General features: G+C 65.7%; 13 protein-coding genes. 7 read left to right on the top strand and 6 right to left on the bottom strand.

Annotated elements, in window-relative coordinates:
• Nucleotides 1-179: 179 nt before the first annotated feature.
• Complete coding sequence (locus BLQ85_RS07035; protein WP_074575598.1) at nucleotides 180-1,259, top strand: TRAP transporter substrate-binding protein; 1,080 nt, start codon at nucleotides 180-182, stop codon at nucleotides 1,257-1,259.
• A gap of 186 nt (nucleotides 1,260-1,445) precedes the next feature.
• On the opposite strand, the gene BLQ85_RS07030 is transcribed toward BLQ85_RS07035, so the two are convergent.
• The 5 genes from BLQ85_RS07030 to BLQ85_RS07010 form a co-directional block, all read right to left on the bottom strand.
• Complete coding sequence (locus tag BLQ85_RS07030) at nucleotides 1,446-1,943, bottom strand: hypothetical protein (RefSeq protein WP_074575597.1); 498 nt, start codon at nucleotides 1,941-1,943, stop codon at nucleotides 1,446-1,448.
• Nucleotides 1,944-2,047: 104 nt separating this feature from the next.
• Nucleotides 2,048-3,589, bottom strand: a complete 1,542-nt coding sequence (locus tag BLQ85_RS07025; RefSeq protein ID WP_074575596.1) for a TRAP transporter large permease — start codon at nucleotides 3,587-3,589, stop codon at nucleotides 2,048-2,050.
• 47 nt (nucleotides 3,590-3,636) lie between these two features.
• Complete coding sequence (locus BLQ85_RS07020) at nucleotides 3,637-4,176, bottom strand: TRAP transporter small permease subunit (protein WP_074575595.1); 540 nt, start codon at nucleotides 4,174-4,176, stop codon at nucleotides 3,637-3,639.
• A gap of 178 nt (nucleotides 4,177-4,354) precedes the next feature.
• Complete coding sequence (selD, locus tag BLQ85_RS07015; protein ID WP_074575594.1) at nucleotides 4,355-5,428, bottom strand: selenide, water dikinase SelD; 1,074 nt, start codon at nucleotides 5,426-5,428, stop codon at nucleotides 4,355-4,357.
• 134 nt (nucleotides 5,429-5,562) lie between these two features.
• Nucleotides 5,563-7,329, bottom strand: a complete 1,767-nt coding sequence (locus BLQ85_RS07010) for a hypothetical protein (RefSeq protein ID WP_074575593.1) — start codon at nucleotides 7,327-7,329, stop codon at nucleotides 5,563-5,565.
• A gap of 419 nt (nucleotides 7,330-7,748) precedes the next feature.
• On the opposite strand from BLQ85_RS07010, the gene senA reads away from it, so the two are divergent.
• The gene (senA, locus tag BLQ85_RS07005) at nucleotides 7,749-8,975 is read left to right on the top strand and encodes a selenoneine synthase SenA (RefSeq protein ID WP_074575861.1); all 1,227 of its coding nucleotides are present in this window, start codon (nucleotides 7,749-7,751) and stop codon (nucleotides 8,973-8,975) included.
• A 6-nt stretch (nucleotides 8,976-8,981) separates the two neighbouring features.
• On the opposite strand, the gene BLQ85_RS07000 is transcribed toward senA, so the two are convergent.
• Entirely contained in the window at nucleotides 8,982-10,097 is a 1,116-nt protein-coding gene (locus BLQ85_RS07000) for a substrate-binding domain-containing protein (RefSeq protein ID WP_074575592.1), read from the bottom strand.
• A 153-nt stretch (nucleotides 10,098-10,250) separates the two neighbouring features.
• Here BLQ85_RS07000 and BLQ85_RS06995 point away from each other — a divergent pair, with 153 nt between their 5' ends.
• The 5 genes from BLQ85_RS06995 (at nucleotide 10,251) to BLQ85_RS06975 (ending at nucleotide 13,995) form a co-directional block, all read left to right on the top strand.
• Nucleotides 10,251-11,003 carry an ABC transporter permease gene (locus BLQ85_RS06995; RefSeq protein ID WP_074575591.1) on the top strand — a complete coding sequence of 251 codons (753 nt, stop codon included), beginning with the start codon at nucleotides 10,251-10,253 and terminating at the stop codon, nucleotides 11,001-11,003.
• Nucleotides 11,000-11,689: an ABC transporter ATP-binding protein gene (locus BLQ85_RS06990; protein ID WP_074575590.1), complete on the top strand. Its 690-nt coding sequence runs from the start codon at nucleotides 11,000-11,002 to the stop codon at nucleotides 11,687-11,689. The genes BLQ85_RS06995 and BLQ85_RS06990 overlap by 4 nt, the downstream gene beginning before the upstream one ends.
• Nucleotides 11,686-12,513, top strand: coding sequence for an ABC transporter substrate-binding protein (locus BLQ85_RS06985; RefSeq protein WP_074575589.1), 828 nt, complete (start codon nucleotides 11,686-11,688; stop codon nucleotides 12,511-12,513). The genes BLQ85_RS06990 and BLQ85_RS06985 overlap by 4 nt, the downstream gene beginning before the upstream one ends.
• Nucleotides 12,514-12,516: 3 nt before the next feature.
• Nucleotides 12,517-13,371, top strand: coding sequence for a molybdate ABC transporter substrate-binding protein (locus tag BLQ85_RS06980; protein WP_254779734.1), 855 nt, complete (start codon nucleotides 12,517-12,519; stop codon nucleotides 13,369-13,371).
• A gap of 279 nt (nucleotides 13,372-13,650) precedes the next feature.
• Nucleotides 13,651-13,995 carry a DUF2946 family protein gene (locus BLQ85_RS06975; RefSeq protein WP_074575588.1) on the top strand — a complete coding sequence of 115 codons (345 nt, stop codon included), beginning with the start codon at nucleotides 13,651-13,653 and terminating at the stop codon, nucleotides 13,993-13,995.
• Nucleotides 13,996-14,074 lie beyond the last annotated feature (79 nt).

Genomic DNA, 14,074 nt, shown 5'->3' with positions numbered 1-14,074 from the left:
GCGGCTTTTTTATTCTTGAAACAGGTGGGTACAAACGGTGTGATCTCGAAGTAAAAGCTGACAAAATCCCAGCTGGCCTTCGCTTGAGGACGCTGCCTTTACCGGCCGTACCGGCTCGAGAGGTCCGGCGGGCGCCATTCAGGCCCCGCACGTTTGACAAACTTTCAGGAGATAGCATTTTGGATCGTCGCTCCCTTATCAAAAACGCCGGCATTGCCGGCGTTCTCGCTGCTGGCATCGCCCCCGCGGTTCACGCGCAGGCCACCATACGCTGGCGCCTGGCTTCCAGCTTCCCCAAGCCGCTGGACACGATTTACGGCGGCGCCGAAGTGTTCGCCAAGAAGGTCAGCGAGATGACCGGCGGCAAGTTCCAGATCAGCGTGCATGCGGCCGGTGAACTGATGCCCGCTTTCGGCGTGGTCGACGGCGTGGGCCAGGGTTCCGTGGAAATGTGCCACACCGTGCCTTACTACTACTTCGGCAAGAACGAGGCCTTCGCCATAGGCGCGGCCATTCCCTTCGGCATGAACTCGCGCCAGATGTCGGCCTGGATGTACGAGGGCAACGGCCGCAAGCTCATGAACGAGTTTTACGCCAAGTACAACCTCGTGAGCTTTCCCGGTGGCAACACCGGCACCCAGATGGGCGGCTGGTTCCGCAAGGAAATCAAGACCGTGGCCGACCTGAAGGGCCTGAAGTTCCGCATCGGCGGCTTTGCCGGCAAGGTGGTGGAGCGCCTCGGCGTGGTGCCGCAAAACCTGCCCGGCGGCGAAATCTACCAGGCGCTCGAAAAGGGCACGCTGGACGCCGCCGAGTGGGTGGGCCCTTACGACGACCAGAAGCTGGGCTTTAACAAGGTTGCGCCGTTTTATTACTACCCCGGCTGGTGGGAAGGCGGTCCTGAAGTGGACTTCTTCATCAACAACAAGGCCCTCGAAGCCCTGCCCGCGGAGTACAAGGCGATTGTCGAAAGCGCCGCCTCGCACGCGCACATCGACATGCAGGCCAAATACGACGCCCGCAACCCGACCGCACTGAAGCAGCTGGTGGGCGCCAAGACCAAGATCCTGCCTTTCCCCAAGCCCGTGCTCGACGCTTCGTTCAAGGCCGCGATGGACCTCTACGGCGAACTGGCCGAGAAGAACCCCGACTGGAAGAAGATCTACAGCGACTACCGCGCTTTCCAGAAAGACCAGATCCTCTGGTTCCGTTTTGCCGAGTCGCGTTTTGACACGTACATGCAAGGCGTCACTTTGTAAGCCTTTGCGTTGCGCAAGAAAAAACCGCGACACGTCGCGGTTTTTTTTCGCCCCTGCTTCAACTCGTTCAGACTGGGACGGGGTCAAGAGCGGGGGCCGCGGGACTGGCTTTGCCAGACCGCAGGCGCCGCCCCCTGCAAGGGGGGAGGAGGCTACACGCAGTGAGCCTCAACGGGGGTGTGCCAACTATCTTTGGCTGCGGAATGTCTTGAGTTCGCTAACCAGGCGCTCAAATTCCGCCACCATTTCAGGCGACGACGCATAAAACACCGCGAACTTGCCCATCAGCGTGCGCACATAGAGGCGCGGCGCGATCAGCCATTCGAGCCCGCGCACGCGGATCAACTTGCCGTAGGCCAGCTCGCGCAGCTCCATGTGTTTGTCCCAGACCCAGCTCTGGTGCAGGCCCTGCTCATCGATGCGCGTGACGCTGCGCAGGATGTGCCAGCCCGTGTAGCTCACCAGCAGCAGGCCCGCGATAAACCAGCCGCCGGCGGCCGATGCGCCCGAGGCCCTGCCGGCCAGCCAGGCCTGCGCAAAGGCCGCGGCCAGTGCCGCCACGATGAGGGTGGACAGGATCTTGAAGGTCACGGAAAACGCCGGCCCCGAAATGCTCCCGCCCGTGGGCGTGAACTTGAAGGGCGGCGGGCCGAAATAGGGGCTGGGCGTGGGGCTAGGGTCCATGGCGGGTGATGATGTGCGGGCAGGGCGTGGGGGGCTGGTGGCCCAGGGTAGCAAAAAAAACGCCCCTCGCGAAAGGGGCGCTGGCAGCCTGTGGTGCGGGCGGCTTATTTGGTCTTGAACAGCTCGTCGACCTTTTTCTGTTCGTCTTCGGAGCTGGGCTCGGCCGGCGGCGCCAGCGGATCGCTGCCTGCCGCGCCGCTGGCCGCGCCCGCGGGCGGGGTGGCGCTGTCGTCGACCGGCACTTCGATCTTGACCTTGTCCAGGTCTATCACCTCGGGCTTGTCGAGGAAGACGGTCACCGTCTGCGGCACGAAGATCACGATCGCCACCAGGAGCAGTTGCATCGCCACCCAGGGAATCGCGCCCAGGTAGATGTCGTTGGACTTGATGGGTTTGGGGATGCGCCCTTCCTTGAACAGCGTGTCGGCGATGCCGCGCAGGTAGAACAGCGCGAAACCGAAAGGCGGGTGCATGAAGCTGGTCTGCATGTTCACGCACAGCAGCACGCCGAACCAGATCAGGTCAATGCCCAGCTTGTCGGCGACCGGGCCCAGCATGGGCAGGATGATGAAGGCGATCTCAAAGAAGTCGAGGAAGAAGGCCAGGAAGAAGATGAACAGGTTGACGGCGATCAGGAAGCCGATCTGGCCGCCGGGCAGGCCGCTGAGCATGTGCTCGACCCACTTGGCGCCGTCCACGCCCTGGAACACCATCGAGAAGACGCGCGCGCCTATCAGGATGAACACCACCATGGCCGTCAGGCGCATGGTGCCTATCATGGCTTCCCAGATCAGCGCGGGGGTCAGGCGTTTGTGCATGGCGGCCAGTACCAGCGCGCCCACCACGCCCATGGCGCCGGCTTCGGTCGGTGTGGCGATGGCCTTGTCAATACCGGGCAGTCCGCCCATGGAGCCCAGCACCGCGAAGATCAGGATGGCCGAGGGGATGATGCCGCGCAGGCATTTGGCCCACAGCGCCCAGCCGTTGAGCGTGCGTGCGGTTTTGGGAACGCCCGGCACGTGGTGCGGCTTGAACACGCCGAGCGCGAAGGTGTAGCCCGCGAAGATCAGCACCTGCAGGATGGAGGGGCCCCAGGCGCCCTTGTACATGTCGCCCACCGAGCGGCCCAGCTGGTCGGCCATGACGATCAGCACCAGCGAGGGCGGCACCAGCTGCGTGATGGTGCCTGAGGCCGCCAGAACGCCGGTGGCGTAGCGCATGTTGTAGCCGTAGCGGATCATCACGGGCAGCGAGATCAGCGCCATGGCGATCACCTGGCCGGCCACCGTGCCGGTGATGGCGCCCAGGATGAAGCCGACGATGATGACCGAGTAGCCCAGGCCGCCCTTGGCGGGACCGAAGAGCTGGCCCATGGAGTCCAGCATGTCCTCGGCCAGGCCGCATTTCTCAAGGATGGCGCCCATGAAGGTGAAGAAGGGAATCGCCAGCAGCAGCTCGTTCGACAGGATGCCGAACATATTGAGCGGCAGGTTGGACATGAAGCTGGCCGGGAACCAGCCCATCTCGATGGCCAGAAAGCCCGAACCCAGCCCGAGGGCGGCCAGCGAGAAGGCGACGGGGAAGCCGATCAGCATGATCAGCACGAGGCCCGCGAACATGATCGGGGCAAAGTTTTCCATTTGCATGGGGTAGTCCTGAAAGTATTTTTATGGGAGCGGGTGATGCAAACGGATCACTGGACCGGCTTCTCGTAGTGCGTGTCCATCTCGAACTTGCCCTGGAGGTAGCAGATGCGCTTGATGATTTCCGACAGGCCCTGCACGAACATCAGGCCGAAGCCCAGCGGCAGCAGCAGCATCGCGGGCCAGCGGATCAGGCCGCCCGCGTTGCCCGAGACTTCCCCGGAGCGGTACATGCTCATGAACAGCGGCCAGCTCAGGTAGGCCATCAGGCCCATCACCGGCAGCAGGAAGAAGATCAGGCCGAAGATGTCCACATAGACCGGCCCATTGCCTTTGAGCTTGCCGTAGATGATGTCGACCCGCACGTGCTCGTTGAGCTTGAGCACCACGGGCGCGCCCAGCATCACGGTGGCGGCGAACAGATACCACTGGATTTCCAGCCAGCCGTTGGAGCTGATGTCCAGGCCGTAGCGTACGAAGGCATTGCCGGCCGAGATCAGCGCGGCCAGCAGCACCGTCCAGGCGGCGATCTTGCCCAGCCGCGTGGTCAGCCAGTCATAGGCCAGTGCGAGTTTGAGGAGTGCGGACACGGGGGATGTCTCCGATCAGTTTTTTTGAATGAGAAAGTACCCACCGGGTACGCCGAGGCATGAATGGTACGACGGATGCCCGCCGCCGCACTGAATAAAGACTGACAAAAAATTTCCGGGTTTACCCTAGGGGTATTGCGCCTGTGGCAGGCCCCCTGCCTCTTTTTTCAGCGAACGGTCATTCCTGAACCGTTATTCCTTTCCCTGCGGCGACTTCCCCAATGACGGCCGCATCCCCAAACCCCTGCTCCCGGAAAATCCCCAGCACTTCGTCCGCGCTGTCCGCGCTACAGGACACCAGCAGGCCGCCCGAGGTCTGTGGGTCGCTCAGCAAGGCCTTGTCGACCTCGGTGAAGCCGGCCGGCAAGTTCACCTCGCTCCCATAGCTGGCCCAATTGCGGCCTGAGGCGCCCGTCACGCAGCCTTGTGCCGCGAGTTCGCGCGCGCCAGGGATCAAGGGGACGCGCTGCCAGTTGATGCGGGCCTGCAGGCCGGCGCCGCGCGCCAGTTCCAGGCCGTGGCCGGCCAGGCCGAAGCCGGTGATGTCGGTCAGCGCGTGCACGCCTTCCATGCGCGCCAGGGCGATGCCGGGCTTGTTGAGCTGCGTGGTGAGCGCGACCATGCGGGCGTAACCCTGGGCATCGAGTTTTTCCTTTTTCAGCGCCGCCGAGAGTATGCCCACGCCCAGCGGCTTGCCCAGCACCAGCACATCGCCGGCGCGCGCGCCGGAATTTTTCTTGACGCGCGAAGGGTGCACCAGGCCCATCACCACCAGGCCGTAGATGGGCTCCACCGAATCGATGGTGTGGCCGCCCGCGATCGGGATGCCGGCCTCGCGGCAGGCGTCCTGGCCGCCGCGCAGGATGGCGCCTATGGTTTCCAGCGGCAGCACGTTGACGGGCATGCCCACCAGCCCCAGCGCCATGATGGGCGTGCCGCCCATGGCGTAGACGTCGCTGATCGCGTTGGTCGCGGCGATGCGCCCGAAGTCGTAGGGATCGTCCACGATGGGCATGAAGAAGTCGGTGGTGGCGATCAGCGCCTGCTCGTCGTTGAGCTGGTACACGGCCGCATCGTCCGCGGTCTCTATGCCCACCAGCAGTTGCGGCGGAATGTTCAGGCCCGGCAGGTTGCCCGAATTTTTCAGGATCTCGCTGAGCACGCCGGGCGCGATCTTGCAGCCGCAACCGCCGCCGTGCGAGAGGCTGGTGAGCCGGGGTGCGGCGGACGAGGGCTTTTGGGGGGCGTTCATGGCAAGGCTTTCCGGGATGTCCAGCGGCGCCCATGCGGTGTGACGGGCGTCCGTGTGTTGCCGGGCCAGTTTAAAACAACAGCCCGGCGCGCTTTCTCCGCAAGCCGCCACGCGGCGAGGCTGGCCCAACCGGCTTACTGTTCCTTGTCGGCCTTGAGTTCGCCTTTGGCGGCATCGTAGACAAACAGCCGCTTGGCCAGCGCGGGCTGGTAGTTGAGCATGTCGATCAGAAAGCTCAGCGCGCCCAGGTTGTTGCCCAGCCTGTCGAAGATGCCGTCCGCGTGGGCTTTTTGTTCGTCGGCGCCGGGCTTGAGCATGCGCTCGACCAGTTCGCGCATGTGCGTCACCGCGAGCGCGGCCTGGTCCAGGTCCAGCACGGACAGCACGCCCTGCATCTGCGCCAGTTGCCCCGGCACCACGGCCAGCAGCTGGGTGTCTTTGGGCGTGCGGAAGAACAGGTCCAGCGATTTCTCCAGCGCGGCCAGGGAGGTTTGCAGCTCGCCGACCACGCTTCCCATGGTCTGCTTGTCGTTGACGCGCTGGTAGAGCTGCTCCATCCACGACTCCAGGGGTTGCGCGGGGCCGCCGTCGCGCGCGCTCTGCAGCCGCTCGGCCAGGCGCGCCGTGCGCGCCCACAGCTGGGGGTCGTTGGGATCGAAGTCGTCGAACACGGCCTCCAGGAAAAGCACGGCGGTGGCGAATTCCAGCGCCAGTTCGGGCCTGGGCGCCTGGCCGGATGCGACTGTGCTTTCAATCACGCGACTCATGGCGCGCGCCAGCACTTCGCTGGGCGGGTGCAGCTTGACCAGCGAATCCGTGACCAGGCTGAACTGGTCGGTCAGCATCTTGAATTTGCCGAGGTCGCCCGCGGTCGCCGCCGACCAGGTTTCCTTGGCCGAGGCGATGCGCTTGCGGGCCTGGGCGATCAGTGCCGGCGCGAAGCGGCCGAACTGGACCGACTCATAGTCCACCGGCTTGAAGCGTTTGAGGCCGTAGGCCGAGCGCACCGCCGACAGCACCGGCGAGTCGCTGGAGCGCTGGACTTTCGCCTGGGAACACAGGAAGAGCAGGTCTTCGGCGAGCCTGGCCGAGGCCTCCGTGCCCTTGGCCAGCCACACGTATTGCAGCAGCACGCGCAGGGTCGCCCGCTTCACATAGAGGTCGACGTTCAGCAGGCCCTGTGCCAGCGCCTCGAAAAAACCGGCGGCTATCTTCCAGAAGGTTCGGGATTCAATGCCGGTCTGCGTTTTTGCAAAGCCCAGGCAGGTGTCGCGAAGGCTGCGCGCGGCCTCTGCGTCGCCGGTGCGTATCAGGGTCAGCATCAGCCGGTCCAGCAGTTGCCGGGTTTCATCGCCGTATTCGCAGTCAGGGACAGTGATGTCCAGCACCGGCTCTATCCAGCGCCACTCGAAGACCCAGAGGTCCGCGGGGTGGACGCGGTCGGCGCCGACCAGGCCCTGGATGTCGCGGTACTGGGGGAAGAGTGAGACCGCCGAAGCCGGCTTGCCCGCCAGCACGTCTTCGAGGTAGTGGACGATGGAAAAGCCCGCCAGTTCGATCTTGCCTATGGCATCCTGGTTGCACTGCACCGGCGACTGTATGAATTTCTGCACCGCGGTTTCCATGGCCCGCAGCACCAGCGCCGGGGCGCTCATGCCCACCATCTCCAGCGCGCCCACGGCCTGGTGCAATTGCTGGCGCGCGATGCGCAACTGGCCCGCGTCCAGCGCGCCGATCTCGGAGTCGCGCCCGGCCTCGGTCTCGCGCATGAAACGTTTGAGCGCCTTGGTCGAGCCCTCCAGCGATTTACGCAATTCCTCCAGCACCCAGGCCAGGGGCCCGAGATCCAGCAGGGTCAGGTCGAGTTCGGCGGGCTGTGAATTGAGGTCGTGTAATTGCATGTGGGGTCGGGCCGGTAAGGGATCGCTTTTTTGAGGTCGCGGTGAGCCCGGAGGCAAACGCTGTGCCCCAGGGTAGCTCCTCCAATTGAAGGAGAACTGGCCGCAGTCTATCCGCGTCTTTGCCGAATCAAAAGTGGAAAATACGCATGCGCCGCGCGGGCCGACCGGCGGTCGCGCGGGCGCGATGGACAGCCGCCGGCCGAGGGAAAACACCTGATGCACGCTATTGACTTAAAGCCTGCCGGCTGGCCCTGTCTCTGCTATTCTGGCCTCAACGCGTGCACGGATGTGATGGCGCCTTGGTGGTGTCCATCGCGGCCGGGCATGCGAGGACGGCAGCCTTGGCTTCAGACGCTACACCAAATTCATTACCCTCCTCATTGCCTGCCGCGGCAGGCGGCCTGGCGGATTCGCCCGCGATGCGCGGCGCCGGCCGTGGCCCGCTGTCGCTGGCACTGATGGATGCGCGCAACAACACCCTGCATTTGTTCGCGCAATACCAGCAGGCGCTGGAGGCCGGGAATTTCGCCGTGCCTTGCCTGCCCAACGTCAACCCGCCGCTGTGGGAGCTCGGCCATGTGGGCTGGTTCCAGGAGTGGTGGATAGCCCGCAATACACAGCGCGCCCTGGGCACGCGCTGCGATCCCGCGCGCACCCGGCTCGCGTCCGTAGAACCGAACGCCGACCGCTGGTGGAATGCGCAGGCCGTGCCGCACAGCGCGCGCTGGACGCTGGACTTGCCGGGCATGGCGCACTGCCGCGCCTACCTGCTGGACACACTGGAAAGCACGCTGGACCTGCTGGAGAAAACCGGGCCCGCCGGCAGCGACGATGCGCTGTACTTCTACCGGCTCAGCCTGTTCTTCGAAGACATGCGCGGCGAGGCCCTGGTGCGCAGCGCGCAAACCCTGGGCCTGGCGCTGGACAAAACCTTGGCGGACGCTTTCACGCCGGTGCCCATGGCGCTGCGCGAGCCCCTGCTGGTTCCGGCCACGGTGTGGCAGATGGGCTGCGCACCGGGCACGGGGTTCGTCTTTGACAATGAACAGGCGGCGCATGCCGTCAGCGTGCCGGAATTTGAAATCGACGCGCAGCCCGTGAGCTGGGCCCAGTATGTGGAATTCGTCGGCGACGGCGGTTACGACCGCGAGGAGCTCTGGCAGCCGGACGGCTGGCGCTGGCTGCAGGGCCAGGCCGCGGGCGAAGGCCGGCGCGGCCCGCGTTATGTGGACCAGATCGGCATCTCCAGCGGCGCGGTGATACAGAACCGCTTCGGCGTGCCGCGCCGCATGCAAGGCAACCAGCCGGCCATGCACATGAGCTGGTGGGAGGCCGACGCCTGGTGCCGCTGGGCCGGGCGCAGGCTGCCTGCCGAAGTGGAGTGGGAACTGGCCGCCCACACGGCGGCGCGGCGCGGTTTTAAATGGGGCGATGTCTGGGAGTGGGTGGGCAGCAGCTTCAGGCCCTATCCGGGTTTTGTGCCCGGCCCCTGGCAGGCTTATTCGCAGCCGCGCTTCGGCACGCACAAGGTGCTGCGCGGCGCTTCCTTCGCGACGCGCGCGCGTATGAAAAATCCCAGGCACCGCGGCTTTGCCTTGCCGGGCCGCGACGACGTGTTCTGCGGCTTTCGTTCCTGCGCGCTCTGAAAAGAGTCAGGCCTTGGCTTTGCCGGGCTTTTCCTTGCGGTAAGTCCACCAGGGCAGGGTGGCGCGCAGCGACAGCACCTTGCCACTCTGGGCCAGCTTGCCGCTGTAGCCGGGCAGGTGCTCCAGGGTGGCCTGCCAGTCGCGGCTTTGCAGTTCCTTGAGCAGCGCCTGCACCTGCGGCGTGGGCAGTTCCGACTTCAGACAGACCAGGTGGTAGCGCTCCTGCGCCAGCGGCACAAAGCCCAGGCCTTTTTCACGCGCCGCCGCTTCAATGCCCAGGCCCGCGTCGGCCGCGTCGCTGGCGATAGCCTGGGCCACGGCGGTGTGCGAAGGCTCCTGGCTCTGGTAGCCCTGGATTGCGGACGAGGCCACGCCGGCCCTGGCCAGCAATTCATCGAGCAGCACGCGCGTGCCCGTGCCTTCAGCGCGATTGACATAGCGCAGGCCGGGCCGCGCCAGGTCGGCGGCGGATGTAATGCGCAGCGGGTTGTTTTTGGCCACCATCAGGCCCTGCGTGCGGTGGGCAAAGCCGATCAGCTTGTGCAGCCCGGGCTTGAGCAGGTTGCGGTAGCTGCGAGCGGTGAGGGACTGGCTGCCCGGCTGCTCCAGCGTGTGGAAACCCGCCATCATGCAGCGCCCCGCGTTCAGCGCCGCGATCGCGTCCACGCTGCCCATGAAACGGATATCCAGGTGCAGGCCGCGCGGGCCGGCCTGTTCGCGCAGCGCCGACAGCGCCGCGTCGTGGCTGGCGTACAGCGTGAGCACATGGGCCTCGTCGTCGAAGGCCGTGGAGAACGCGCGCTCGATGTCGCTGGTCAGGGCTTCGATCTGCGGCGCCAGCCGGGCCTGCGCCTGGCGCTCGGCCCACAGCAGCTTTTCGCCGAATTCGGTGAGCCGCGCGCGCTGGCCCTTGTCCCAGACGATGAGCTCGCGCCCCAGCGTCTGCTCCCAGTCCTTGAGCGCACCCCACACGTGGCGGTAGGACAGGTCCAGCGCCTTGGAAGCCTTCGAGATGGAACCCTGCTCGCGCACCGCGTGGAGCAGGTCCATCAGCGGGTTGCGTATCAGCGCGCTTTTGCCGCGCTGCGGCGTGAGCAGGTAGGAGAGTTCGACTTTGTGCATGGCGGGCAAGGGTGGCTTCGATTATGAGTGCATGGGCCGGCGGGGCAGGGTGAGCGGGCAGGCCCCGCAACCTATGCAAACCGCTTCATAGCGATGATTCCTGATGTGATTCAAGGACTTAGGCCCTAGGCTAGAGTCCTGCACAAAGCTTCAATGAACACCTTCTCCGACAGCGCCGCCACGGCCTTTTCCCTCATCACCTCGCTTGATCCCGTGCTGGCCGGCATCGTCGCCCGCTCGCTGGCCGTGAGTGCGTCCGCCTGTGTGATCGCCTGCAGCGGCGGCCTGCTGCTGGGCGCCTGGCTGGGCGTGTCGCGCTTTCGCGGCCGCGGCGCGGTGCTGGCCCTGCTCAACACCGCGCTGGCCCTGCCCTCGGTGGTGGTCGGGCTGGTGGTCTATTTGCTGCTCTCGCGCACCGGGCCGCTGGGTTTCCTGGGCTGGCTGTTTTCCTTCAAGGCCATGGTGCTGGCGCAGGCCGTACTGGTGCTGCCCGTGGTTACCGCGTTGGTGCGCCAGGCGATAGAGGACGCCGACCGCAGCCACGGCGAGCAGTTCCAGTCGCTGGGCGCGGGCCGCTTCGTGCGCGGCCTGATCCTGCTGTGGGACGAACGTTATGCCTTGCTCACGGTGCTGATCGCCGCCTTCGGCCGGGCCGTCTCGGAAGTCGGCGCGGTCATGGTGGTGGGCGGCAACATCGACGGCTTCACGCGCGTGATGACCACCGCGATCGCGCTGGAAACCAGCAAGGGTGATCTGCCGCTGGCCCTGGCCCTGGGCATGGTGCTGCTGGGTGTGGTGCTGCTGCTCAACATCCTGATCGCGGGCCTGCGGCGCTGGCGCGAACAGCTCGACGACCGCCTGCCCGACCCGGCCGCCGGCATGGCCGCCCAGGGAGGAGCGCCATGACCGAGCTCTTCCAACTGCAGGCCGTGGACGTGTACTACGGCCGCGTCCAGGCGCTCAGCGGCTGCACGCTGCGCATCCAGGCTGGCGAAAGGCTGGCGCTGGTGGGCTCCAACGGCAGCGGCAAAAGCACCTTGCTGCGAACCTTGAACGGCCTCGTCAAACCTGCGGCCGGCAGCCTGCAGCATGACACGCGGGCCTGCCAGGCCATGCTGTTCCAGCGGCCTTACATGCTGCGCGCCAGTGTGCTGCGAAACGTGGCGCTGGGCCTGTGGCTGGCCGGTGTTCCCTGGCGCGAAGCCAAGGCGCAGGCGCTGGTGGCGCTGGAACGCGTGGGCCTGGCGCATCTGGCCACGCGCAACGCCAAGGCCCTGTCGGGCGGCCAGCAGCAGCGCGTGGCGCTGGCGCGGGCCTGGGCGCTCAAGCCGCAGGTCCTGCTGCTCGACGAACCCACGGCCAGCCTTGACCCCTCTGCCAAGCGCGAGGTCGAGCGCCTGATGGCCGAGTTCGCCGACGCCGGCATGACGCTGATCTTCAGCAGCCACAACCTGGGCCAGGTCAAGCGACTGGCGCAGCGTGTGATTTACCTGGAGCTGGGCCGGCTGGTGGCCGACCTGCCCACGGAGGCCTTTTTTGGCGGGCCGGTTCCCGCCGCAGCGGAAGCATTTTTAAAAGGAGAACTTGCATGATCACCTTGAAGGCTCTCAGAGCACTCGTGATGGCCCCACTGGCCTTGTCGGCCACGCTGGCCATGGCGCAAACCGGCACCATCGTGATGGCGTCTACCACCTCGACCGAGCAGTCGGGCCTGTTTTCGCACCTGCTGCCTGAATTCAAGAAAGCCACGGGCATGGACGTCAAGGTGGTGGCCGTCGGCACGGGCCAGGCCATAGACATGGGCCGGCGCGGCGATGCTGACGTGCTGTTTGTGCACGACCAGGTCGCCGAAGAGAAGGTGGTTGCCGAAGGCTTTGCCGTGAAACGCTTCCCGGTCATGTACAACGACTTCGTGCTGATAGGCCCCGCGGCCGACCCGGCCAAAACCAAAGGCAAGGACATCGTCGAGGCGCTCAAAAAACTCAGCGCCGCGAACGCCAACTTCGTCTCGCGCGGCGACAAGAGCGGCACCCACGCCGCCGAACTGCGCTACTGGAAAAGCGCCGGCATAGACACGCCGGCCGACAAGCCGGCCTTTGCCAACTACAAGGCCTGCGGCTGCGGCATGGGCCCGGCGCTCAACATCGCGGCCAGCAGCGGCGGCTATGTGCTGGCCGACCGCGGCACCTGGCTGTCCTTCAAGAATCGCGGCGACCTGGCCGTGCTAGTCGAAGGCGACACGCGGCTGTTCAACCAGTATGGCGTGATGGTGGTCAACCCCGCCAAACACCCGCAGGTCAAGGCGGCCGAAGCGCAGAAGTTTGTCGACTGGGTGATCTCGCCCGCGGGCCAGGCGGTGATTACCAGCTACAAGATAGGCGGCGAACAACTATTCTTCCCCAACGCGAGCAAGTAAACCATGGCCGCCACACCCGTGCGCAGGGTATTGCACATGTTGCGGGCCGTGTTCCTGGCCGGTGTTTTTTCAGGGAGCTTGCCCATGGCGCATGCCCAGCCGTCCCCGGCTATGCCCACCAATGCCGAGCCGCTGCGCGTTTACGCCGCGGGCAGCCTGCGTGAAGCGCTTACCGAAGTTGCCCGCGTTTATGAGTCCCGCACGGGCCTTAAAACCCAGCTGACCTTTGGCGCATCCGGCCTGCTGCGCGAACGCATTGAAAAGGGTGAAGCGGCGCAAGTGTTTGCCTCGGCCGATACGCAGCATCCCCAGCGCCTGCATGCCATGGCGGCAAGCGCATGGGCGCCACCCACGCTGTTTGTGCGCAACCAGCTGTGCGCCTTGGCTGTGCCGCAGCTCAATGCCGAGCCCGCAAAGCTGCTGGACCTGATGATGGATCCGGCCGTCAAGCTGGGCACTTCCACGCCCAAGGCGGATCCCTCGGGCGACTACGCCTGGGAGGTGTTCCGCAAGGCCGAGGCGCTGAAACCCGGCGCCTATGCGGCACTGGACACCAAGGCACTCAAGCTCACCGGCTCACCCGAGGCACCCCAGCCGCCGGCCGGCCGCAGCACCTACGAATGGCTGATCACCGAAGGCCGCGCCGACCTCTTCCTGACCTATTGCACCAATGCGGTGGCGGTTCGCAAGGAAGTGCCGCGCATGAATGTGGTGCAGATGCCGCGGGAGCTGCAGGTGAGTGCCGCTTACGGGCTGACCGCGCGAAGCGCAGATGCGGCCGCTGCGCAATTTGCCTCCTACCTGCTGACACCCGAAGCGCAGGAGGTGTTCCGCCGATTTGGCTTCGGTGCTCCTTGACCCACCCCTGTCCAGGCTCACTTCGTGTAGCCTGTTCCCCCCTCAAGGGGGCGGCGCCTGGGGCCGGCGAAGCCGGACCCTCGGCCCCCACTGGTGAAATACCATCCCACTGGTTACGCCCTGAATTCTTCAAGCCAGCATGAGCCCCGGAACCGGCTTTGCCGGGCCGGAGGGCGGGCGGCCCCCTCGGGGGGCAGCGACCCACACGAAGTGGGGAGTGTGGGGGCTGCATATAATTACCCCGTGCCTCACCATCCCGCCCCCCGTCTGACACTCCCTGTGTGGGAACGCCTTGCCGCCTGGCTGGCTTTCCTGGCCGTGCTGTCGGCGCTGTGGGCGCCGGTGTCCATGCTGGCCCAGGACGTGCAAACCGGCAAGCTGGGCGGCATTTGCAGTGTTAACACGGTTTCTTCCAACGCCGGCGGTGATGCCGTCGACGGCGATGCGGGGGCCACCGGCCTGCGCTGCGACCTGTGCGCTTCACCAGGCCTGGTGTTGCCGCCTTTGCCAGTCGCCGCTTCCCCTTGTTTTACCGGCACCGCTGTTGCCGTGGCGGATGTCCCGGCAAACGCCGGCGCCGCCGTCCCCGGGCTGCCTTTTAGCCGCGGGCCTCCCTCCGCTTGATTTGAACCGCCTCGCCTGAGGCATTCCCGCGTGCGGGCCTGGCGGCCTGCGCGTCCGTTCATTTCAGAGTGTGAGTTTT

Source organism: Polaromonas sp. JS666 (assembly GCF_900103405.1).
In the GTDB taxonomy this organism is placed as follows: Bacteria; Pseudomonadota; Gammaproteobacteria; order Burkholderiales; family Burkholderiaceae_C; genus Polaromonas.
This window is presented reverse-complemented; position numbering and strand designations above follow the sequence as displayed.